The following is a 21,081-nucleotide window of genomic DNA, read 5'->3' as shown; positions in this document are numbered from 1 at the left end:
TCGACCCAAGGTTAAACCAATGACGGATGCGCTCTTGACCGGCGCCCATGGCCCGACCGAGGTGCCGCTCAAGCGCCGATTGCGGCGGGCGGAGCGAGCACGCCAGGTCAAAGCATTGGCGCTGGTTCTGCCGCTTCTCGTCTTCCTGCTCTTCACCTTCGCTGGGCCCATCGCCGGCATGCTGTGGCGTGCCGTCGATGACCGCGAGGTGCGTCTGGTTCTGCCTCAGACCATCTCGGCTCTCGCCAGTTGGGACGGCAGGGATCTGCCGGACGAAAAGGCCTACGCGGCGCTGGCGGGCGACATCATGGCGGCGCGCGATTCCGGCACCATTGCGATCGCGGCCAAGCGGCTCAACTACGCACTGAACGGCTTCCGCACGATCCTGACCAGCACCGCACGCAATCTGAAGACTGCGCCCGAGCCCGGCACGGCCAGGGAGACGCTGGGCAAGATCAATCCGGCCTGGCGCGAACGCGCCACCTGGACCACGATCAAGGACGCCAGTGGTCCCATGACCGGCTTCTATCTTTTGTCGGCGCTCGATCTGACGCGGAACGTCGACGGCGCGATTGTCGCAGCCCCGCCGGATCAGGCCATCTACCGCGACATTTTCGTCCGCACCTTCCTCATCAGCCTCAGTGTCACGGTGCTGTGCCTGATCCTTGGCTTTCCGGTCGCCTACTTGCTGGCCGCGCTGCCGCCCGGCCGGTCGAATTTGCTGATGATCTTCGTCCTGCTGCCGTTCTGGACGTCGCTGCTGGTCCGCACCTGCGCCTGGATCGTTCTGTTGCAGAGCAAAGGCGTCGTGAACGACAGCCTGCTCTGGCTTGGCATCATCGACGAGCCGTTGCGCCTGATCTACAACCGCTTTGGTGTCTGCGTGGCCATGACCCACGTTCTCCTGCCGTTCATGATCCTGCCGCTGTACAGCAGCATGAAGGCGATCTCGCCTGCTTACATGCGTGCCGCCGCCTCGCTCGGTGCACCACCCCTCACCGCCTTCCTGCGGATCTACCTGCCTCAGACGCTGCCGGGCATCGGCGCGGGAAGCCTGCTCGTCTTCATCCTGGCGCTCGGCTATTACATCACGCCGGCACTCGTCGGGGGCGCCGCCGATCAAATGATCAGCTACTTCATCGCGCTCTACACGACCGAGACGGCCAATTGGGGCCTTGCTTCGGCACTGGGTGCGGTGCTGCTGCTCGCCACTATTCTGCTCGCGCTCGTCTACGGAAAGCTGGTGCAGGGACAGCAGGTCACGGGAGGGATGAAGAATTGAGCGACAATTCCTCCATCCGCACGCCGAGCCAGCGCATTGCGTGGACCGCGACCATCGTGATCTCCACGCTGGTGTTCATCTTCCTGATTGCGCCGATCCTTGCGATCATGCCGCTGTCGTTCAGCTCGGGCTCGTACCTCACCTATCCGCTGCCGGGCCTCTCGCTGCGCTGGTACGACGACTTCATCAATTCGCCGCGCTGGATGAATTCGCTGAAGAACAGCATGATCATCGGTGTCGCCTCGACCCTGCTGTCGATGGTGCTCGGCACGCTGGCGGCGTTAGGGCTGGCGCAGTGGAAGAGCCGGTTCAAGCCGCTCGTGCTGGCCTTCGTGCTGTCGCCGGTCGTCGTGCCCGGGGTTATCACCGCGGTCGGTCTCTATTTCTTCTTCGCGCCGATCGGATTGACCGGCAGCTATCTCGGCTTGATCCTGGCCCACACCGCGCTGGCGACGCCCTTCGTCGTCATCACGGTCGGCGCGACGCTGCAGAGCTTCGACACCAATCTGGCCCGCGCTGCCGCCTCGCTCGGTGCCTCGCCGCTTGACGCCTTCCGCCGCGTGATCCTGCCGCTGATCCTGCCCGGCGTGGCATCGGGGGCCCTGTTCGCCTTCGCGACCAGCTTCGATGAGGTGGTGATCGTGCTGTTCATGGCAGGTCCCGAGCAGCGCACCCTGCCGCGCGAGATGTTCAGCGGCATCCGCGAGAACATCAGCCCGACCATCACGGCGGCAGCGGTGATCCTGACGACGGTCTCGGTCATCCTGCTCGCCACCCTGGAAGGCCTGCGCCGGCGCAACGAACGGCTCAAGGGCAGCAGCGCGTGAGCTTCTTCCTTCTCCCGGGGAGAGGGTGAAAACACTGCCGCGCCCTGCTTATTTCTCAACCCTCCTCGCGCATTCTCGGGCTTTGCTCCGGGGACCGATTGTCGTTAGAACGGTCCCCGCAACAAAACCCAAACAACAACGCTGAGGGAGAAACAAAATGCAAAAGCTCATCGCCGCGATCGCGGCCGGTCTCGCGCTCGCCGCCACGTCAGGCGCCGCCCAGGCGCAGATTTCCGACGACGTCGTCAAGATCGGCGTGCTCACGGACATGTCGAGCCTCTATGCGGACGCGACCGGCAAGGGCTCGCTCGCCGCCGTGGAGATGGCGGTCGCCGATTACGGCGCCAAAGTCGCGGGCAAGCCCGTGCAGGTGGTCTCCGCCGATCACCAGAACAAGCCCGACGTCGGCGTCAACATCGCCCGCAACTGGTACGACAACGACAAGGTCGACGCGATCTTCGACGTGCCGACCTCGTCGGTGGCGCTGCCGATCTCGGCGTTGACGCGCGAGAAGAACAAGATCCACATCAATTCCGGCGGCGGCTCATCCGATATCACGGGCGTCGCCTGCTCGCCCAACACGGTGCACTGGACCTACGACACCTATGCGCTGTCGAACGTCGCCGGCAAGGCGATGGTCAAGCGCGGCGAGGACACCTGGTTCTTCGTCACCGCCGACTACGCCTTCGGCATGGCGCTGCAGCGCGACGCCGCCAACGTCGTCAAGGAGAGCGGCGGCAAGGTGCTCGGCGAGGTCCGCCATCCGCTCAACTCGTCGGACTTCTCCTCCTTCCTGCTCCAGGCCCAGGCCTCCAAGGCCAAGGTGGTCGCACTGGCCAATGCCGGCGGCGACACCACCAATGCGCTGAAACAGGCGGCCGAGTTCGGCCTGACGGAGGGCGGCCAGAAGATGATCGCCTTGCTCATGGAGATCACCGACGTTCATTCGCTCGGCATCAAGTCGACGCAAGGCCTGATCATCACCGACGCGTTCTACTGGGACACCAACGAGGAGACGCGCGCCTTCTCCAAGCGCTTCAACGAGAAGGTCGGTCACATGCCGACCATGATCCAGGCGGGGCTCTATTCCGCGACCATGCATTACCTGAAGGCGATCGACGCCATCAAGACCGACGAGGCACCGAAGGTGATGGAGCAGATGCGCAAGACACCGGTCAACGACTTCTTCGCCAAGAACGGCAAGATCCGCATCGACGGCCGCATGGTCCACGACATGTATCTGTTCGAGGTCAAGAAGCCCGAGGACTCCAAGGGCGAGTGGGACCTCTACAAGCTGATCGCCACCGTGCCCGGCGACGAGGCCTTCCGTCCGCTCGACAAGGGCGGCTGCCCGCTGGTGACGCACTGAAGTTCTTCTCCCTCTTCCCGCTTGCGGGGAGAGGTTGGGAAGAGCACGACAGCGCGCCCGGCAAAAACCGGGCGCGCTTCGTTTAGCCGTTCAGAGCCGCGTTACTCCGAGTATTTGAACTCGGGCATGTTCTTCAACTCGTCCTTGCTCGCATTGAACACGGCGTGGTCCGGATACCATTTCGACGCGGACGTGGCCGTCGTCGTCGTCGCGGGCTTGTTGTCGGTGCCGGTCGCAGCACCCGTCGTGGTAGTCGCCGCGGGCCGGTTGGCTGCGCTGTTCGGGTTGTTCCCGGCAGCGCCGGTGTAGGCAACCGCCTCGTTGACGAATTTCAGCTTCTCAAAGGGCACCGCAACCAGATGCTCGCCCAGGCCGAGGAAGCCGCCGACGCCGATCACGGCGATCTTGATGTTACCGCTCTTGTCCATCAGCAGATCGTTGATCGAGCCGATGTTCTCATTGGCGTCGTTATAGACCTTGATGCCGTCCATCTTGGACGTACGCCACTGTCCCGACGCGGTCGTGGTGGTCGTCGTCGCCGCGGCAGCCGGCGCCTTGTCGGTGGTGGCGGTCGGATTTTGCGCGAACGCAACGGTTGCGAGCAGTGCGGTACCGGCAAGACCGGCCGCGATCGATTTCATCAACATATTGTCCTCTCCTTCAGCAGAAAACTTGTGCGGAGAAAACAGCTCGGATCAGTCCCAGTTCCGCGCGTGCTGCAATTTCGTCGCGTGCTGCGCGAGCATCTGGGCTGCGTTCAATTGTTCCTAAGTCACTCAGGAACATTTCGCAGCGCACGATTTCGTCGATAAATTCATGCGGCGCGCGCGATCGCGATCGCCCACGGCGGCGAACTGTCGCTGCACGACCCGGAGCCGCATGGGCCGATCGTGCGGATGCAATTGCCGGTACGGCAGCAGCCGCAGCTTGCGGCTTAAGCCATGATCCGGACCCGAAGGGCCGCGCCAGCGCAAAGTGTGCAGCGGTTTTCCGAAAAGATCATGCCCGAAGACTAAACCTCAGGCCGCAAGCGGCGGGTGCGCGACGGCTCCCTCATCAAAAATCGCAACCGCCTCGAAGCGATAATTGCAAGCACGGCATGTCCAAAGATAGGAGATGCGTCCGTCGCCCGCCTCGATCCAATCAGGTTGGGGGATCGGCGCGCCGCATTGCGCACAGGGATTTTGCCTGGGAATGTCGCCGATGTGTGCCTTCACCACGTTTGCTTTTGTCATGGCACCTCTCCCGATTTGCGCCGCTCTCTTACTCGCTTTCGGGCCCACACGCGAATAGACAGGCCCGCTGTCGCGAATGACGGCTTCGTCTGCATGACAAGCCCTACGCCGGCCTTGCGTCCGAATGACGGCTCTGCGCTGCAAAAACGTAATCGGAGGCGTTTCGCCACATCATCGCCGCGTTCGCGGGGCCTAACGCGAGCGGGCGCAGGTGAGCGGTGCCGAGGAACATTTGATGAAAATTTTACATGTTGCCGCGCTGCTCGCGGCCGGACTGACGTTGCCGCAGGCCGCATTCGCGGGCCAGACGGAGTACGCCGAGATGGTCGCGGCCCATGCGCGCGCCAACGGTGTGCCGGAGGCGCTGGTGCATCGCGTCATCATGCGCGAGAGCCGCTACCAGCCCGGCCTGATCGGCCATGGCGGCACCATCGGGCTGATCCAGATCAAGCTCGCGACCGCGCGCGGGGTCGGCTACACCGGCGACGCCGCCGGCCTGCGCGATCCCAATACCAACCTCACCTATGCCGTGAAATATCTCGCCGGCGCCTATCACGCCGCCAATGGCGATCACGCCCGCGCCGTGCGTTATTTCGCCGGCGGCTATTACTACGCCGCAAAGCGGCAGCGGCAGGAGGCCGTGCAGGTCGCCAATACGAGCGAGGCCAATATGGGCGCCCCTTGGCTCGAGCCGAACGGCAATCCGCAGCCGATATTCGGCGCCGCGCCGCACCGCAAGCTCGCCCAGCGCGTCCGCAACGCCCGGGCGCAGGCGCCCAGGTAAGCGCGGTTCCCGCCCAAGCGCGTTGACCACCCTGCCCTGCTGGCATACATTAGAGCCGTTCCGAGGGGTGCTCCGAGGAGGAGCTGAGATACCGCTAAATGGGCAAATCCGCCCAGGACCGCGGTGACCCTTTGAACCTGATCCGGGTCATGCCGGCGAAGGGACAGGGATGTTGCAGACGACCAAGCGACCGGATTCCCCGGTATCCATCATCGGCGCAGGCATCGCAGGCGCCTGGCAGGCCTTGCTGTTCGCGCAGGCCGGCCACGCCGTCACCTTGCACGAGCGCGGTGAGGCCGACATGACCGATGCCACCAGCCATTGGGCCGGCGGCATGCTCGCGCCCTATTGCGAGGCGGAAGTTTCCGAACCGATCATCTCCAGGCTCGGCCTGCGCTCGCTCGACATCTGGCGGCGCGAATTGCCCGACACGCCTTTCAACGGTTCGCTGGTCGTTGCCCACCCGCGCGAGCGCAACGATTTCGAACGTTTCGCCCGGATGACCGAAGGCCATCGCCGGCTCGATGCCGCCGGCCTTGCCGAGCTCGAGCCGTCGCTCGAAGGCCGCTTCCGCGACGCGTTGTTCTTCCCGACCGAGGGTCATGTCGAGCCGCGCCGCGTGCTGCCGAAACTGCACGAGCGCATCCGCGCCGCCGGCGGCACCATCAAATTCGAAAGCGATGTCGCCCCGGCCGAACTCGCAAAACTTGATCCTAAAGGCATCGTGATCGACTGCCGCGGCCTTGCTGCGCGCGACGAGCAGCCTGGCTTGCGCGGCGTCAAGGGCGAGATGATCCTGATCGAGACCAGCGAGGTGCAGCTTGCGCGGCCGGTGCGGCTGATCCATCCGCGCTGGCCGCTCTATGTGATCCCGCGCGAGGACAATCTGTTCATGCTCGGCGCGACCTCGATCGAGGCCGAGGACACCGGCGTCAGCGTCCGCTCGGCGCTGGAGCTGTTGGGCGCGGCCTATGCCGTGCATCCCGCCTTCGGCGAGGCCCGCATCGTCGAATTCGGCTCCGGCCTGCGCCCCGCTTTTCCCGACAATCTGCCGCGCATCGGCATTCGCGGCAACACGATCAGCGTGAACGGCCTCTACCGCCACGGCTTCCTGCTCGCGCCGGCGCTTGCCGAGCTGACGCTGAGCTTTGTCGAGCGCGGCCAGATCGACAATGAGGTGATGCAATGCGCGTGATCGTGAACGGTGAGCATCGCGAGGTAAACTCGGCCAGCGTCGATGCGCTGCTCGCCGAGCTTGACTACGAGGGCACCCATTTCGCGATCGCACTCAACTATGACGTCGTGCCGAAGAGCCGCTGGGCCGAGACGGCGCTGAAGGCCGGCGACGAGATCGAGATCATCACGCCGCGGCAGGGAGGGTGACGGGGATGCGCTCGCCGTACACTCCGCTGTCATCGCCCGGCTCGACCGGGCGATCCAGTACGCCGCGGCGTCTCGGTTCTAACCGCACCGCCTCTGGAATACTGGATCCCCGCCCCCCGTGCGCAATTTGCGCACTAGGCGGGGATGACAGTGTCATTTGGAGAGACACCCCATGGTGACCTTCTACGGCAAAACCTTCCCCTCCCGCCTCCTGATCGGCAGCGCGCTCTATCCCTCGCCTGCGATCATGCAGTCGGCGATCCGCGCCTCGGGCTCGAACATCGTCACGGTGTCGCTGCGGCGCGAATCCGCTGGTGGCAAGACCGGCGATGCGTTCTGGAATCTGATCCGCGAGCTCGACGTCACCGTGCTGCCGAACACCGCCGGCTGCCGCAGCGTGCGCGAGGCGGTGACGACGGCCAAGCTCGCGCGCGAACTATTCGGCACGAGCTGGATCAAGCTCGAAGTCATCGCCGACAACGACACGCTGCAGCCCGACGTGGTCGGCCTGGTCGAAGCCGCGACCATCCTGATCAAGGACGGTTTTGAGGTGTTCCCCTATTGCACCGAGGATCTCTCGATCGCGAACCGCCTGGTCGATGCCGGCTGCAAGGTGGTGATGCCGTGGGCGGCGCCGATCGGCAGCGCGAAAGGCATTACCAACCGTGACGCGCTCAAGCTGATGCGCGAGCGGCTGCCTGATATCACCCTGGTGGTCGACGCCGGCATCGGTGCGCCCTCGCATGCGGCGCAGGCGCTCGAGCTCGGCTACGACGCCGTGCTGCTCAACACCGCCATCGCAAAAGCCGCCGATCCCGTCGCCATGGCCAACGCCTTCCGCCTCGGGATCGAGGCCGGACGCACCGCTTTTGAGGCCGGGCTGATGAACGCCCGCGATTTCGCTTCCCCCTCCACCCCTGTCGTTGGGACACCGTTCTGGCATGCCGTATCCTGATCGCTTTTATCCCGTCGTCGACAGCCTCGCCTGGGTCGAGCGCCTGACCAAGCTCGGCGTCGGCACCATCCAGCTGCGCGCAAAGGACCTCGACGACTCCCAGTCGCTGCAGATGGTCACCGATGCGCTGGCGATCACCGCGGGCACGCAAGCCAAGCTCGTCGTCAACGACTATTGGCGCGCCGCGATCGTCGCCGGTGCAAAGTATCTGCATCTCGGCCAGGAGGATCTTGCCGACGCAGACCTCGCTGCCATCCGCGAGGCCGGCCTGTCGCTCGGCGTCTCCACCCACGACGATGCCGAGCTGGACACCGCGCTCGCCGCCGAGCCCGACTATGTCGCGCTGGGCCCGATCTTCTTCACCACGCTCAAATCGATGCGCTTCGAACCCCAAGGCATTCCAAAGATCACGGAATGGAAGAAGCGCATCGGCAATATCCCGCTGGTCGCGATCGGCGGCATCAAGTTCGAGCACGCCGCGGAGATCTTTGCCGCGGGCGCGGATTCCATCGCCGTCGTTTCCGACGTCACGCAAAATGCCGACCCGGATGCGCGGGTGCGGCAATGGCTCGGCCTGTCCGCGGAGGCGGCGTGATGCGCCTCACTCTCTCACCCCGCACGCCACTGTCATCGCCCGGCTTGACCGGGCGATCCAGTACGCCGCGGCTTCTCGGCTTCAGCCGCACCGTCTCGGAGTACTGGATCCCCGCTCCCGTGCGCAATTGCGCACTAGGCGGGGATGACAGCGGTATTTGCCTCTCGCACAGCGACATCAACGAATTAAACCGGAGGATCCCATGAACATCCGCTCCAACCCCGACAAGACCGTCCCCGCCGTCACCACCGGCCCGCTGCCCTCGTCGCGAAAAATCTTCGCCTCGCCCGACGCCGCGCCTGACCTGCGCGTGCCGCTGCGCGAGATCATCCTCTCTGAAGGCGCCGGCGAGCCGAACCTGCCCGTCTATGACACCTCCGGTCCCTACACCGACCCGAGCGTGACCATCGATGTCAACGCCGGCCTCGCGCGCGGCCGCAAGGCCTGGGTGCTGGAGCGCGGCGGCGTCGAGGAATATCAGGGCCGGCAGATCAAGCCGGAGGACAATGGCAGCGTCTCCACCGACAAGGCCGCGCGTGCCTTCTCGGCCTATCACCAGCCGCTGCGCGGCCTCGACGGCCACAAAATCACCCAGCTCGAATTCGCCCGCGCCGGCATCATCACCAAGGAGATGATCTACGTCGCCGCGCGTGAAAATCTCGGCCGCAAGGAGCAGCTCGAGCGCGCCGAGGCAGCGCTTGCCGACGGCGAAAGCTTTGGCGCCCAAGTCCCCGCCTTCATCACCCCGGAGTTCGTGCGCAGCGAGATCGCACGGGGACGCGCCATCATTCCCTGCAACATCAACCATGCCGAGCTCGAGCCGATGATCATCGGCCGCAACTTCCTGACCAAGATCAACGCCAATATCGGCAACTCGGCGGTGACGTCATCCGTCGAGGAAGAGGTCGAGAAGATGGTGTGGGCGATCCGCTGGGGCGCCGACACCGTGATGGACCTCTCGACGGGCCGCAACATCCACACCACCCGCGAATGGATTCTGCGCAACGCGCCGGTGCCGATCGGCACCGTTCCGATCTATCAGGCGCTGGAGAAGTGCGACGGTGATCCGGTCAAGCTGACCTGGGAACTCTACAAGGACACGCTGATCGAGCAGTGCGAGCAGGGCGTCGACTATTTCACCATCCACGCCGGCGTGCGCCTGCAATACATCCACCTCACCGCCAACCGCGTCACCGGGATCGTCAGCCGCGGCGGATCGATCATGGCGAAGTGGTGCCTGGCGCATCACAAGGAAAGCTTCCTCTACACCCATTTCGACGAGATCTGCGACCTCATGCGCAAGTATGACGTCTCGTTCTCGCTCGGCGACGGCCTGCGTCCGGGCTCGATTGCGGACGCCAACGACCGCGCGCAATTCGCCGAATTGGAGACGCTCGGAGAACTCACCAAGATCGCGTGGGACAAGGGCTGCCAGGTCATGATCGAAGGCCCCGGCCACGTGCCGATGCACAAGATCAAGATCAACATGGACAAGCAGCTCAAGGAGTGCGGCGAAGCGCCGTTCTACACCCTCGGGCCCCTGACCACCGACATCGCGCCGGGCTACGACCACATCACCTCGGGCATCGGTGCCGCCATGATCGGCTGGTTCGGCTGCGCCATGCTCTGCTACGTCACCCCGAAGGAGCATCTCGGCCTGCCCGATCGCAACGACGTTAAGGTCGGCGTCATCACCTACAAGATCGCCGCCCACGCGAGCGACCTCGCCAAGGGCCACCCGGCAGCCCAGCTGCGCGACGACGCCCTGTCCCGCGCCCGTTTCGACTTCCGCTGGAGCGACCAGTTCAACCTCGGCCTCGACCCCGACACCGCGAAGAACTTCCACGACGAGACCCTGCCCAAGGAAGCCCACAAGGTCGCGCATTTCTGTTCGATGTGCGGCCCGAAGTTCTGCTCGATGAAGATCACCCAGGACGTGCGGGATTATGCGGCGACGCTGAACGACCCGAACGGCGTGGGCATGTCGATGAGCGGGACTGCCGAGGACGGCATGGCTAAGATGAGCGCGAAGTTCAAGGAGATGGGCGAGAACTTGTATCTGGATGCGGAGAAGGTGAAGGAGAGCAATCGGGTGTTGTGAGCGGGCCCGTGCGAACTTTGGGGGCGACGATCGTCGCCCCCAAAGTTGGAAACGCAATGCGAACGGCCCATGCGGTCTGAAATACTACCAAGACTACCACCGTACGGACCTCCGGCCATCTCTTTGACCGGACACGGTGAGCGCGAATTTCGGGAAGGTTTGGTTGTCCGCTTCTATCCCAAGGGTTCCGATCCATGGATCGGCAATTTCGTGGGAGGCATCTTCGATTGCACCACTGTGCTCGATCATCCCAACGGAAGGGACGTGATCGTTGTCGCGTGTGGCGACACCTGCATTATCGATCCGGAAGACCGTGCAGTTAGAGATCACATTGCAAGTGACACCGGACAAGTGATTGCGGTACCGGCTCTTGGACTGGTGGTTTTCCAAGGGTTGGTCGATTTTAGCGCGGTTCGGTCAGATGACCTGTGATGGATTAGTCCGCGGATTTCGTGGGATAGCTTCCGCAGTATCAATGTCCACGAAACCAAACTTACCGGCGAAGCATGGTCTGCAATTGGAGACTCTTGGGTATCATTCAGCCTCGATCTTTTGACAGACCACTGCACCGACGGAGTTTATGAGTTAGATGCGGCTCGGGCGGTGCGTGTGACGCGCAAATCGGACTAGCGCGGGCAAGCGTAGCCCGGATGAGCGCAGCGACATCCGGGTCTTTGCCGCCCCGCATATCACTCCGTTCATGCGGGCTACAGCCGCGGATAATTGACGTGCCCGATACATCCCCTCACCGCCTCCCCGACCAGCTCCGTCCCAACCTCCGCCTCGTCTTCGTCGGCACTGCCGCCAGCACGCGCTCGGCCCAACTCGGGCATTACTACGCCCATCCCGGCAACCGCTTCTGGCGCGCGATTCATGAGGCCGGGATCACGCCGCGGCGCTATCAGCCAGGCGAGTTTGCGGCGCTGCTGGAGCTCGGGATCGGCTTCACCGATCTCTCCAAGTCGGGCGCCGGGATGGATCACCAGATCGCGGCTGAGACAATCGACGTGCCGGGGTTCAGGGCCAAGATCGAGAAGTATCGACCGCGGACAATTGCGTTCACGAGCAAGAAGGCCGCGAGCTTGTTTTACGGCACGCCGTCGAGCGTGATTGCGCTGGGGCGGCAGCCACGCGATGAGAGTTTGCCGGAGATTTTCGTCCTGCCCTCGCCGTCGGGTGCTGCGTCAGGGCATTGGACGCTGGAGCCGTGGCGCGAGCTTGCGGCGTGGATCGCGGCGTAGCGTGAATTTGCGATAGCGCTCGCCCCCTCAGGCGTCGTCCCGGCGAAGGCCGGGACCCATAACCCCAGGGAGTGGTTTGGCGGGGACTCGAGGTCCGGTACAGTGACCATTCGTAATCGATGGATTCCGCGGTATGGGTCCCGGCCTTCGCCGGGACGACGCTGCCTAATAGGCAACGTATCCCGCGACAAGTTCACCCCGCATACGCCCTATCCAGATCCACAATCACAATCTTTCTCATCTGCATCATCGCCTGCATGACGCGGTTCGCCTTGCTGCGGTCGGGGTCGCCGAGGTAGCGGCCGAGCGCTGATGGGATCACCTGCCAGGACAGGCCGAACTTGTCCTTGAGCCAGCCGCAGCGGGACTCCTCGCCGCCGTCGGCGGTGAGCCTGTCCCAGAAATAATCGACTTCCGCCTGCGTCTCCACGCTGATGAAGAACGACACCGCTTCGTTGAACTTGTATTGCGGGCCCCCGTTGAGCGCGTTGAAGCGCTGGCCTTCGAGCTCGAACACCGCCATGAAGTCGCTGACGGTCTCGACCTTGGCGTTGGGGAACACCGATTTGTAGAAGGCGACGGCCTCCGGCACGTTGTTGTCGAACCAGAGAAACGGCGTGATGGATGTCATTAACGTGTATCCTTTCGCCTCGGCTGGACGCGCCGCAGGGTGCCAGTGTTCCAAGGACGAGGCAGGGGCAACGATCCGACAGTGGCCGCGGGATTTTCTTGTAGCCCGGATGAGCGACAGCGACATCCGGGGCCCGCAGCTGCCCCGCATATCGCTATCGCTCATGGGGCTACGGGGTCCACGAAAACCCATTAACCTGTCGGAATCCACTCATTCCATTCGTCCTCCGAACGCAAAACGCGATCAACCCCGGAGCCCCTCCCGATGCCCCCCACCATCACCGCCTTCGCAAACTCGCCCGACCGCGGCCGCGGACAGGCCCGCGACATGCGGGTGCGCTGGGCGCTTGAAGAGGTGGGGCAGCCTTACGACGTCCGTCTGGTTTCATTCGAGGACATGAAGGCGCCCGCGCATCTCGCCCTGCATCCATTCGGGCAGATTCCGACCTACGAGCACGGCGATCTCGCCCTGTTCGAGTCCGGCGCGATCGTGCTCCATGTCGCCGAGCGTCACGCCGGGCTGCTGCCGACGGAGCCGCACGCCCGCGCCCGCGCGATCGCGTGGATGTTTGCCGCGCTGAGCACGCTGGAGCCGCCGATCGTCGAGCTCGGGATGGCCATGCTGTTCGAGCGCGACAAGAGCTGGTACGCGCCGCGGCTGCCGATGCTGCAGGATCGCGTCCGTGTCAGGCTCGGTGAATTGTCCCGCCAACTCGGCGATGCCAACTGGCTCGACGGTGCGTTCAGCGCCGGCGATCTCATGATGGTGACGGTGCTGCGCCGGTTGAACACATGAGGCCTGCTGGATGAATATCCCGATATCGCCGCCTATGTGGCTCGCGGCGAAGCGCGGCCCGCGTTCAGGCGGGCGTTCGATGCGCAATTGGCGGTGTTCACCGGGGCACGCTTGGCGCCCTAAAGATCGAAATTGGTCGGCAGCATCACCACGTCGCGAATGGTCATGCCGCGCGGCCGTGTCAGCATGAACATCACGACCTCAGCCACGTCGCTCGCCTCCAGCAGGCTTCCCGCGTCCCTGGCTTCCTTCAGCTTCTCGGGTGGCCAATCCGCCAGCAGTGCGCTGACGACGGGCCCGGGCGAGATCGAGCCGACGCGGATGCCATGCTTGAAGACCTGGCGCCGCACCGTCTGGACGAAGCAGTTCACCGCCCATTTGGACGACGCATAGACCGGCTCCCATGGCGTCGGAAAATGCGCCGCCAGCGAGCTCGTGACGATGATGTCGCCGGTCCCACGCGCGATCATGTGCGGCAGCACGTCATGCACGTTCTTCATCACGACGTTGACATTCAGGTTCAGCATCCGGTCGATCGCCATGGTGTCGGCATCGACCAGATCGCCACCGACATACTTGCCGGCATTCGCATGCAGGATATCGAGCTGGCCGGCCTGCTCCAGAACGCGCGGCAGCAGCGTTGCACAGTCTTTTGGGTCCAGCAGATCGATGAGCAGCGGGATCACCGCGTCGCCGTGCTTGTCGCGGAGCGCCTTCAGCGCGGCCTCAGCGCGGTCGACCATCACCACGCGCGCGCCGGCGGCCAGCATCGCCTCGGTGCTGGCCAATCCGATGCCCGACGCAGCCCCGGTCACGGCCGCCACCTTGCCGTCCAACTCTCTCGCCATGGGATCCCCATCTTGCCGAGGTCACTGGGATCGTGAGTATAGCGACCCCGGCCGGAATTGTCGGGAAGAGATGGTGGGCGCGGCGCTTGCGCCCCATTTCCCCCTACGACATCGGCCTTACCGCAGCGTGATCGCAAGCCCGCTCAGATCCGCATTCGCCATCAGGCCGACCTGCGTGCCGGACAGCTCGAGCACGGCGCCCTTCTGGTTGGTCAGCACGATCGCACGCGCGCCGCGGCCCACTGCGATGCCCGCACCGGCGGCGCCATAGACGCCGGCGATGTCGGAGGGCCGGTTGATGTTGGAGACGCGGCCGCGCAGCACGGTCTTGGAGCCGCCGAAGACGAGGCCGTAGTCGAGCCCGCCGGTCGAGAGCGAATAGGCGCGGCCGCGGAAGTTCAGCACGCCCGAGCCGCCGGAGCCGCCGATGATCCAGCCCGCCTTGTAGATCGTCAGCACCACGGTGCCGCCGTCGGCCAGAGCCGAGGTCGAGAGGCCGGCAAGCGCGGCAATGCCGACCAGCGCGGCGCGGAGGGTGGATGCGAACTTCATGGGAGTCTCCGGGGGCTATTCTTCAAGGAGGGAAACGAATCGAACGAGCGGAATCTATCCGATGGATCGGGGCGGCAACATGATGGGATGGGCGTGAGTCGCGGTCTGTAGCAACACACTCAACTGTCATCGCCCGGTTCAACCGGGCGATCCAGTATTCCAGAGAGAGCGATAGTGAACCGAAAAGCCGCGGCGTACTGGATGCCCCGGTCGAGCCGGGGCATGACGGCGCAGTTTGGCGCGACAAGACGCTCACCCGCCATCATGCCATTCTGCCCCTGTTTTGCCCGACGGGGCAACGATTATTTTGTTTTCCCGAAGTGAAAAAGAAAGCTCAATGATTCCTGCTGGATGCCTACTGTGCATGGGGTTGTTTTCGCGTTTTTTGTTGGAGGCGCCCCGGCCTGCCGCTACGCTTGCGCTTCCAGCCCTCCATCCGAGGTGATCCCATGCCGATCCAGCATTTCGCGCCCCCGCCGCACGTCAAGGCGCCGCCGCTGTCCTTTGCCACGCGCGCAGGCGATCTCCTGTTCGTCTCCGGCATTCCCGGCTTCGACGCGAACGGCGCGCTGCCCGACGGCTTCGAGGCGCAGTTCGCCAATGTCGCCATCAACATCAAGCGCGTGCTGGCGGAGGCCGGCGCCGAGATCCGCGATCTCGTCAAGGTCAACGTGCTGCTGACCCGCGCCTCCGACGTGGCCGCCATGAACGCGCTCTATGCCGGCGCCTTCGGCCCGCCGCCTTACCCTGCCCGCACCACCTGCGTGGTCCACGCACTGCCCGATCCGAAGATGCTGATCGAGATCGAGGCGGTGGCGTCGCTGGCCAAGAGTTAGACGTGTGATCGTCAGGCGATAGTCAAGGGATAAGGGTCGTCCGAACAGCCGACCAACGGCTGACATATCCGTGAACGGTCGCCGCCCCGCTTGCCAGCCACGCAGATTTGCCGCACCAGTTTCCTCTCACGTTCCCATCAGGAGATATTTCATGCGTCGCGTTCTCGCCCTTTGTGCCGTTGCCGGCATCGCCACCTCCGTGTTCGCCGTGCCGGCCTCTGCGGCAGTCGGCTATTACGTGATCCGCTGGGACAACACCGGCATTTGCCAGGTCTGGAACGAGGACCTCAAGTACAAGCCGTTCCAGTGGGGCGTGTCGACCTACAAGGTCGTCAGCAAGCCGCTCCCGACCTTCACGGCCGCCTCGGAGCTCCAGATCAAGCTTCGCGCGGAGCGCCGCTGCACGCTTTAGGCGTGAGGCGACAGACCGGATTTCAAAGGGCGGATCGCGCAAGCGGTCCGCCCTTTTCTTTTGGACGCGCCGCTGGTTTTTCGGCCGAAATCGCGCGTCTTTCCGCGCACCCGCTTTGAACCTGGCCTGCTGGCGGACCCACTCACATCTTGTCCGGGGCGCACCAGCGTCCGACTCCAAGTCTGACGTCCGTAGCCCGGATGAGCGAAGCGATATCCGGGAATTCCGGGTCAGCCTCCCTCGGCTCGCTCACCGAAAGCAATCCCGCTTCCGCCGGCATCGCCCGCCCAGTCTTCCGAGAGCAATCCCGCCCGCACATATCGGTGAAAGGACGAATGTGGCCAATCACAAACGCGCTGGACGTAGCGATGCTTGACGGGGTTGAAGTGAATGTAATCCACATGGCGGGCGAAATCATCTTCGTCGCGAACCGTGTGCTCCCAGTAGCGTCGTTGCCACAGAGCCAATTCTCCATTGGAGTGGCGGGGTACGTCGATACCCGCATGCAGTAGTGCGCTGCTGAAATGCCCCTTGATCCTTCGCCAACGTCCCGCGAAATCGGCGTCATGCGGCGGGAGGCTCATGACGACATGCAAATGGTCCGGAAGGATCACGATCGCATCGACCTCGAACGGGCGCTCCCTGCGAGCGGCCCGGAAGGCATCACGCAGGGCGCCAACGTTTTCAATCAAAATGGTCCATCTGCGGTCGAAGAGCGCTCCAGTGAAAAAGTAGGTGCCGCCGGGAAGAAAATTTCTGCGATACAAAACCATGGGCTAGACCCGTCCCGGATCTCGCTTCGCTCATCCGGGCTACAGGATAGCACATGAGCCCTCACGCGTCCTTGTACGCGCCGGGATGGATCAGGAGGTCGCGCGCGGCGGCGAGGTCGATGAACGCTTCCGCGCTGCCGCCCTGGTCGGGGTGCATGCCCTTGGCGGCGCGGCGATACGCCTGATTGATGTCCTCGCAGGTGAGCTGCACCGCGAGCGGCAGGCCGAGCACCTTGCGGGCACGATCCTCGCTGGACAATTTTTTCGGCGCAGCATTGCGGCGCCCGAAGCGCGGCGCGGTCAGGTCGTGAACGACATCGAGCACCACGCCGAGACGGCGCCGTGCCGCCAGCGTGACGCTGTGATCGTCATTGTCCACGGCCTGGCGCAGCACAGGAAGCGCCTGCTCAGCGGCCTGACGCAGCATGGTATCGGTGCTCATCCGCGCGATCTCGGCCACCAGCCGTCCGGCCTCGGCCCAATCGGCGCCGTCCACCGACCGCAGGCGTTCGAGTGCGAGTTTCCAGGATTCGAGCCGTTCCATCATGCGCGCAACGTTTAGCAATCAAGATCAGTATGCCAAGGGCGCCGTTTCCGACCCCTTAATTTCGAGTTAGCCTTTCATGAAACTTCGAAAAGAAATCGGGAGGAAATTGTCATGGCATTGCTCGCAAACCATATCGCCGTCATCACGGGCGCCGGTTCGGGCATCGGCCGGGCCATCGCGGCCGGCTACGCCCGCGAGGGCGCGCAGGTGGTGCTGCTCGACGTCAACGCCGACACGGTCGCGGAAGCCGCCGAGGGGATCCGCAAGTCCGGCGGCAAGGCCGAGAGCTTTGCACTCGACGTCACCAGACGCGACGACTGCTTCGCGCTCGCCAGGCAAGTCGCCGACAAGGTCGGGCAGGTCTCGATCCTCGTCAACAATGCCGGCATCACCCGCCGCAACGCCTTCACCGCGGAGCCGGAAACGGTGGCAAAGGACTGGAACGACATCATCTCGCTCAACCTCAACGGCGTCTTCAACATGACGCAGGCGTTCCTCGCGCCCTTGCGAGCAGCCAAGGGCCGCATCGTCAATATCGGATCGATCCAGTCCTTCGTGCATCTGCGCACGCCGAGCTCGGCGGCCTACACCACCTCGAAACACGGCGTGCTCGGCTTCACCAAGGCGCTCGCGGTCGAGCTCGGCAAGGAGGGCGTGCGCGTCAATGCAATCGGGCCGGGCTTCATCGAGACTAACATCAACGCCAATGTGCGTGCGACCAATCCGGCGCTGGTGCAGGCTTTCGTCGATCACACCCCGCTGGCGCGCACCGGCAAGCCCGAGGACATCGTGGGTCCCGCGATCTTCCTTGCGTCGGACATGTCGGCCTACGTCACGGGAACGATCGTGATGGTGGATGGCGGATACCGGACGGTGTGAGCGGGAGGGATGCCTGCTTTGCGGGGTATGCTCGCAGGAATATGCAATCCGTGCCAATCGCGGCGGCGCGGCGGCATTCCCAAGGTCAATTCGTGCGATCGCCCGCTGTTAACCTTTCGTTAACCAAACCCGCCCACCGTAGATCTACGGCTTGGGGGTCGTTTGTTCTCGATCCGCTTCCAAAGACGGAAGCGGGCGTTGATCGGGGAGTGTGTCGATGACCACTGTTCATGTCGCTGCGTCCGAACCGGGCGCGTATGTCCTTTCACCGAACCAGATCGTTCCGCTGCTGATCGGCGCGACCGTCGACGAGGTCGAGCGTGAGCTCGTGCTGCAGACGCTCGCCCGCTGCGACGGCAATCGCACGCGCGCCTCACGCGTGCTCGGCCTCTCGGTGCGCACGTTGCGCAACAAGATCAGGCTCTACGCCGCCTCCGGCATCGAGGTGCCGGCCTATCACGACTAGCGCGCGACGTGCCGCCGATTGATGTTGATCCAGCCGGCGCGCTGTCCGAGTGGAATTGCTGCTGTCGTCAAACGCCGCTAATTACTTGCTTCCGGTCAAGGGAGCAGCGGCGTGGCAGACGAACAAAAACGGCAGGGACCTCAGGGACCGCGCGGACGGCAGGGCGAACCGGGGCGGCCGGGACCGCAGGGTCATCCAGGCAAGCGCGGGCCCGATGGCGCGTGGCAAGCCAGGTCCGCAGGGCAAGCCGGGCCCGATCGGAAAGCCTGGACCGCTGGGCAAGCGCGGTCCGCAAGGCAAGCAGGGCGAAGCCGGCCCGCGCGGGGCGGCCGGTGCACAGGGACCTGTCGGACCGCAGGGGCCGGCGGGGCCGCAGGGCCCGCGCGGCGAGGCCGGTCCGCCCGGCCAGTTGCCGTCGATCGAACAGGTGCTGCCGTGGCTCGATCAGCTGTTCGACGCCTGGGACGAACGCCGCCGCCAGCGCGAGCATGAGGCTGCCGAGCGCGAGGCGCTGGAAGCCGCGGTGCAGGAGACTGACGACGCGCCCCTCGATGACGAAGACGAGGACAGCGAAGGCGATCACAGGAAGAAGAAGAAAAAGAAGAAGCACGGCCACAAGGACTGACGGACGAATCTATTTCGTCCCATTCTCGCGTCGCGGCAGCATGCCCATGCGCTCGAACTGCCAGCGCATGGCGCGGTACCAGAGATAGCCGACCGCTGCGCCGCACAAGGCCAGGATCACGACGTTCGCGCTCGAGAACGAGCCGCTCCACCACGTCATCCACGCGGTCCACAGCAACGTGAAAACGATGGCACCTGCTTTCAGCGGAAGAAGGGGGCGGCTCATGGTCGTGCTCCGGGGTGTCAAAAGCCCGGCGAACATCATCGCGCGCTGAGACCGTTGTCACCGTGAGGCAGGTCACGGAACGGACCTTCGAGCCGCCTAACCGAACCGCAGCCGCGAACGTTCCTTGGCCTTTTCCGCTTCGACCTCACGATCACGCGCCGGCGCATGGGTGTGCAGCGACGTCAGGAGTTTTCGCGCAGCCTCCGAGACCTCCGCCACCGCACGATCGAAGGCCGCCTCGTTGGCCTGCGACGGCTTGTTGAAGCCGGACAGTTTTCGAACGAACTGGAGCGCGCTGGCGTGGATCTCATCCTCGGTCGCCTCCGGCTCGAAGTTGAACAGCGTCTTGATGTTGCGGCACATGCAGTCTCTCCTGACCTTTCCCCCAAAGGACGACCGGCGAAAACGAAATCCTACATCCTTCCGCACAGTTCTGCTAAGTTCCGCCGCAACGCGGCCGCCGACCAGAGCCGCACGGGGGAAATAGACATGAAAGCTTCCTGCGCGGCGCTGTCAGCCATCCTGTTGTCCGTCTCGTTGGCGGCCATCTCGACGTCCGCATGGGCGGCCGATTATCCGGCGCCGAAGCAGGGCGACTGGATCGCCAAGGATTTCAAGTTCCACACCGGCGAGACCATGCCGGAGCTGAAGCTGCACTACACCACCGTGGGGGAGCCGAGCGGCCAGCCGGTCCTTGTGCTGCACGGCACCGGCGGCTCGGGCGCGAGCATGCTGTCGCCGGCCTTCGGCGGCGAGCTGTTCGGCGCGGGGCAGCCACTGGATGCCTCCAAATATTACATCATCATCCCCGACAACATCGGCCATGGCAAATCGTCAAAACCGTCCGACGGGATGAAGACGAGCTTCCCGAAATACGATTACGACGACATGGTCGAAGCTCAGTATCGCCTGGTGACGGAAGGGCTCGGGGTCAAGCATCTGCGGCTCGTCATCGGCAATTCGATGGGCGGCATGCACACCTGGTTGTGGGGCGAGAAATATCCGAAGGCGATGGACGCGCTGATCCCGATGGCCTCGCAGCCGACCGAGATGGCATCCCGAAACTGGATGCTGCGGCGGATCATGCTCGACACCATCCGCAGCGACCCCGACTACAACGGCGGGAATTACACCAGCCAGCCGCGCATGATGAAATACGCCATCACCGCCTACGGCATCGCGAGCATCGGTGGAACGCTGGCCTATCAATCGCAGGCGCCGACGGCGGCGAAGGCCGACAAGATCGTCGACGAGCGGCTGGCCATGCCGATCACGGCAGATGCCAACGACTTCGTCTACCAGTGGGAGTCTTCGCATAACTACAATGCCGGCGAGAAGCTGGAGGCCATCGAAGCGCCGCTGCTGCTGATCAATTCAGCCGACGACGAACGCAACCCGCCTGAGACCGGCATCACGGACGCTGCGATGACGCGGGTCAAGAACAGCAAACTGTATCTCATTCCGGCAAGCACCGAGACGCGCGGCCACGGCACCACCGGGAACGCCAAATTCTACAGCGAGCAGGTCCAGCAATTTCTGCAAGCCGCGCCGCAGCAAACGATCGAATCTGCGCGCCGCTGATTTTGCATCGCATCAACGGCCGTCTAGCCCGCATATTATTTGAGCATGCATTACACTGACGGCTCGGGCTTAATTGCGTCGATGTCCGAATCGACGCGCGGGATAATCGCGCGCCAACGGCACGACACGCGATGAGGAG

At 64.1% G+C, this 21,081-nt stretch carries 25 protein-coding genes, 2 pseudogenes and 1 riboswitch; of the genes and pseudogenes, 18 read left to right on the top strand and 9 right to left on the bottom strand.

All coding sequences use genetic code 11. The annotated features are described in order from the left end of the window. Positions 1–19 precede the first annotated feature (19 nt). The 3 genes from IVA93_RS08810 (at position 20) to IVA93_RS08800 (ending at position 3,478) form a co-directional block, all read left to right on the top strand. Positions 20–1,282 carry an ABC transporter permease gene (locus tag IVA93_RS08810; RefSeq protein WP_247337743.1) on the top strand — a complete coding sequence of 421 codons (1,263 nt, stop codon included), beginning with the start codon at positions 20–22 and terminating at the stop codon, positions 1,280–1,282. Further along, positions 1,279–2,109, top strand: coding sequence for an ABC transporter permease (locus IVA93_RS08805; RefSeq protein ID WP_018454162.1), 831 nt, complete (start codon positions 1,279–1,281; stop codon positions 2,107–2,109). Before IVA93_RS08810 ends, IVA93_RS08805 begins: the two co-directional genes overlap by 4 nt. Positions 2,110–2,266: 157 nt before the next feature. After that, positions 2,267–3,478, top strand: a complete 1,212-nt coding sequence (locus IVA93_RS08800) for an ABC transporter substrate-binding protein (protein WP_018454161.1) — start codon at positions 2,267–2,269, stop codon at positions 3,476–3,478. A 101-nt stretch (positions 3,479–3,579) separates the two neighbouring features. On the opposite strand, the gene IVA93_RS08795 is transcribed toward IVA93_RS08800, so the two are convergent. Together IVA93_RS08795 and IVA93_RS08790 are read right to left on the bottom strand one after the other, a co-directional pair. Next, a complete protein-coding gene (locus tag IVA93_RS08795) occupies positions 3,580–4,125 on the bottom strand; it encodes a PRC-barrel domain-containing protein (RefSeq protein WP_018454160.1) in 546 nt (181 codons plus the stop codon). A gap of 372 nt (positions 4,126–4,497) precedes the next feature. Further along, positions 4,498–4,713, bottom strand: coding sequence for a hypothetical protein (locus IVA93_RS08790; protein WP_018454159.1), 216 nt, complete (start codon positions 4,711–4,713; stop codon positions 4,498–4,500). Between the two features lie 235 nt (positions 4,714–4,948). On the opposite strand from IVA93_RS08790, the gene IVA93_RS08785 reads away from it, so the two are divergent. From IVA93_RS08785 to IVA93_RS08750, 8 genes are all read left to right on the top strand, one after another. After that, positions 4,949–5,497: a lytic transglycosylase domain-containing protein gene (locus tag IVA93_RS08785; RefSeq protein WP_018454158.1), complete on the top strand. Its 549-nt coding sequence runs from the start codon at positions 4,949–4,951 to the stop codon at positions 5,495–5,497. Positions 5,498–5,550: 53 nt separating this feature from the next. Further along, positions 5,551–5,679, top strand: a riboswitch (TPP riboswitch). Beyond that, positions 5,667–6,692 carry an FAD-dependent oxidoreductase gene (locus IVA93_RS08780; protein ID WP_018454157.1) on the top strand — a complete coding sequence of 342 codons (1,026 nt, stop codon included), beginning with the start codon at positions 5,667–5,669 and terminating at the stop codon, positions 6,690–6,692. It overlaps the preceding riboswitch by 13 nt. After that, positions 6,683–6,880 carry a sulfur carrier protein ThiS gene (gene thiS, locus IVA93_RS08775; protein WP_018454156.1) on the top strand — a complete coding sequence of 66 codons (198 nt, stop codon included), beginning with the start codon at positions 6,683–6,685 and terminating at the stop codon, positions 6,878–6,880. Before IVA93_RS08780 ends, thiS begins: the two co-directional genes overlap by 10 nt. Positions 6,881–7,052: 172 nt before the next feature. After that, positions 7,053–7,835, top strand: coding sequence for a thiazole synthase (locus IVA93_RS08770; protein WP_018454155.1), 783 nt, complete (start codon positions 7,053–7,055; stop codon positions 7,833–7,835). Then, on the top strand, positions 7,822–8,430 hold the full coding sequence (locus IVA93_RS08765) for a thiamine phosphate synthase (protein ID WP_018454154.1): 609 nt from the start codon (positions 7,822–7,824) through the stop codon (positions 8,428–8,430). Before IVA93_RS08770 ends, IVA93_RS08765 begins: the two co-directional genes overlap by 14 nt. Positions 8,431–8,632: 202 nt before the next feature. Then, positions 8,633–10,531, top strand: coding sequence for a phosphomethylpyrimidine synthase ThiC (gene thiC / locus IVA93_RS08760; protein ID WP_018454153.1), 1,899 nt, complete (start codon positions 8,633–8,635; stop codon positions 10,529–10,531). A gap of 123 nt (positions 10,532–10,654) precedes the next feature. Further along, on the top strand, positions 10,655–10,963 hold the full coding sequence (locus IVA93_RS08755; protein ID WP_018454152.1) for a hypothetical protein: 309 nt from the start codon (positions 10,655–10,657) through the stop codon (positions 10,961–10,963). 296 nt (positions 10,964–11,259) lie between these two features. Continuing rightward, positions 11,260–11,772, top strand: coding sequence for a mismatch-specific DNA-glycosylase (locus IVA93_RS08750; RefSeq protein ID WP_018454151.1), 513 nt, complete (start codon positions 11,260–11,262; stop codon positions 11,770–11,772). 193 nt (positions 11,773–11,965) lie between these two features. Here the strand turns inward: IVA93_RS08750 and IVA93_RS08745 are convergent, their stop codons facing one another. Further along, on the bottom strand, positions 11,966–12,403 hold the full coding sequence (locus tag IVA93_RS08745; protein WP_018454150.1) for a VOC family protein: 438 nt from the start codon (positions 12,401–12,403) through the stop codon (positions 11,966–11,968). Positions 12,404–12,667: 264 nt separating this feature from the next. On the opposite strand from IVA93_RS08745, the pseudogene IVA93_RS08740 reads away from it, so the two are divergent. Then, positions 12,668–13,321 (top strand): annotated as a pseudogene (locus IVA93_RS08740) (glutathione S-transferase N-terminal domain-containing protein). Here IVA93_RS08740 and IVA93_RS08735 read toward each other — a convergent pair. Further along, positions 13,318–14,046: an SDR family oxidoreductase gene (locus IVA93_RS08735; RefSeq protein WP_026232675.1), complete on the bottom strand. Its 729-nt coding sequence runs from the start codon at positions 14,044–14,046 to the stop codon at positions 13,318–13,320. The pseudogene IVA93_RS08740 and the gene IVA93_RS08735 sit on opposite strands and share 4 nt — an antisense overlap. Positions 14,047–14,163: 117 nt before the next feature. Then, positions 14,164–14,598: a hypothetical protein gene (locus IVA93_RS08730; protein ID WP_018454147.1), complete on the bottom strand. Its 435-nt coding sequence runs from the start codon at positions 14,596–14,598 to the stop codon at positions 14,164–14,166. Between the two features lie 449 nt (positions 14,599–15,047). Here IVA93_RS08730 and IVA93_RS08725 point away from each other — a divergent pair, with 449 nt between their 5' ends. Beyond that, positions 15,048–15,434, top strand: a complete 387-nt coding sequence (locus IVA93_RS08725) for a RidA family protein (RefSeq protein ID WP_018454145.1) — start codon at positions 15,048–15,050, stop codon at positions 15,432–15,434. Positions 15,435–15,585: 151 nt separating this feature from the next. Beyond that, positions 15,586–15,846, top strand: coding sequence for a hypothetical protein (locus tag IVA93_RS08720; protein WP_007613673.1), 261 nt, complete (start codon positions 15,586–15,588; stop codon positions 15,844–15,846). A 230-nt stretch (positions 15,847–16,076) separates the two neighbouring features. On the opposite strand, the gene IVA93_RS08715 is transcribed toward IVA93_RS08720, so the two are convergent. Together IVA93_RS08715 and IVA93_RS08710 are read right to left on the bottom strand one after the other, a co-directional pair. Beyond that, positions 16,077–16,619: an REP-associated tyrosine transposase gene (locus tag IVA93_RS08715; RefSeq protein ID WP_247789747.1), complete on the bottom strand. Its 543-nt coding sequence runs from the start codon at positions 16,617–16,619 to the stop codon at positions 16,077–16,079. 61 nt (positions 16,620–16,680) lie between these two features. Continuing rightward, the gene (locus tag IVA93_RS08710) at positions 16,681–17,166 is read right to left on the bottom strand and encodes a molecular chaperone DnaJ (RefSeq protein ID WP_018454143.1); all 486 of its coding nucleotides are present in this window, start codon (positions 17,164–17,166) and stop codon (positions 16,681–16,683) included. 111 nt (positions 17,167–17,277) lie between these two features. Here IVA93_RS08710 and IVA93_RS08705 point away from each other — a divergent pair, with 111 nt between their 5' ends. The 3 genes and pseudogenes from IVA93_RS08705 (at position 17,278) to IVA93_RS08695 (ending at position 19,136) form a co-directional block, all read left to right on the top strand. Continuing rightward, positions 17,278–18,045, top strand: coding sequence for an SDR family NAD(P)-dependent oxidoreductase (locus tag IVA93_RS08705; protein WP_018454142.1), 768 nt, complete (start codon positions 17,278–17,280; stop codon positions 18,043–18,045). A gap of 217 nt (positions 18,046–18,262) precedes the next feature. After that, positions 18,263–18,511, top strand: a complete 249-nt coding sequence (locus tag IVA93_RS08700; protein WP_018454141.1) for a helix-turn-helix domain-containing protein — start codon at positions 18,263–18,265, stop codon at positions 18,509–18,511. A 111-nt stretch (positions 18,512–18,622) separates the two neighbouring features. Further along, positions 18,623–19,136 (top strand): annotated as a pseudogene (locus IVA93_RS08695) (collagen-like protein). Between the two features lie 9 nt (positions 19,137–19,145). On the opposite strand, the gene IVA93_RS08690 reads toward IVA93_RS08695, so the two are convergent. Further along, complete coding sequence (locus IVA93_RS08690; RefSeq protein ID WP_018454140.1) at positions 19,146–19,361, bottom strand: hypothetical protein; 216 nt, start codon at positions 19,359–19,361, stop codon at positions 19,146–19,148. Positions 19,362–19,457: 96 nt separating this feature from the next. After that, entirely contained in the window at positions 19,458–19,724 is a 267-nt protein-coding gene (locus IVA93_RS08685) for a DUF2277 domain-containing protein (RefSeq protein ID WP_018454139.1), read from the bottom strand. A gap of 126 nt (positions 19,725–19,850) precedes the next feature. Between IVA93_RS08685 and IVA93_RS08680 the strand changes: the two genes are divergently transcribed. Next, positions 19,851–20,942, top strand: coding sequence for an alpha/beta fold hydrolase (locus tag IVA93_RS08680; protein WP_018454138.1), 1,092 nt, complete (start codon positions 19,851–19,853; stop codon positions 20,940–20,942). The last annotated feature ends 139 nt before the right edge of the window (positions 20,943–21,081 follow it).

Origin of the sequence: Bradyrhizobium sp. 155, assembly GCF_023101105.1 — a bacterium.
In the GTDB taxonomy this organism is placed as follows: Bacteria; Pseudomonadota; Alphaproteobacteria; order Rhizobiales; family Xanthobacteraceae; genus Bradyrhizobium; species Bradyrhizobium canariense_D.
Note: the sequence above shows the minus strand (reverse complement) of the source record. Positions and strands in the feature narration are given on the sequence as shown.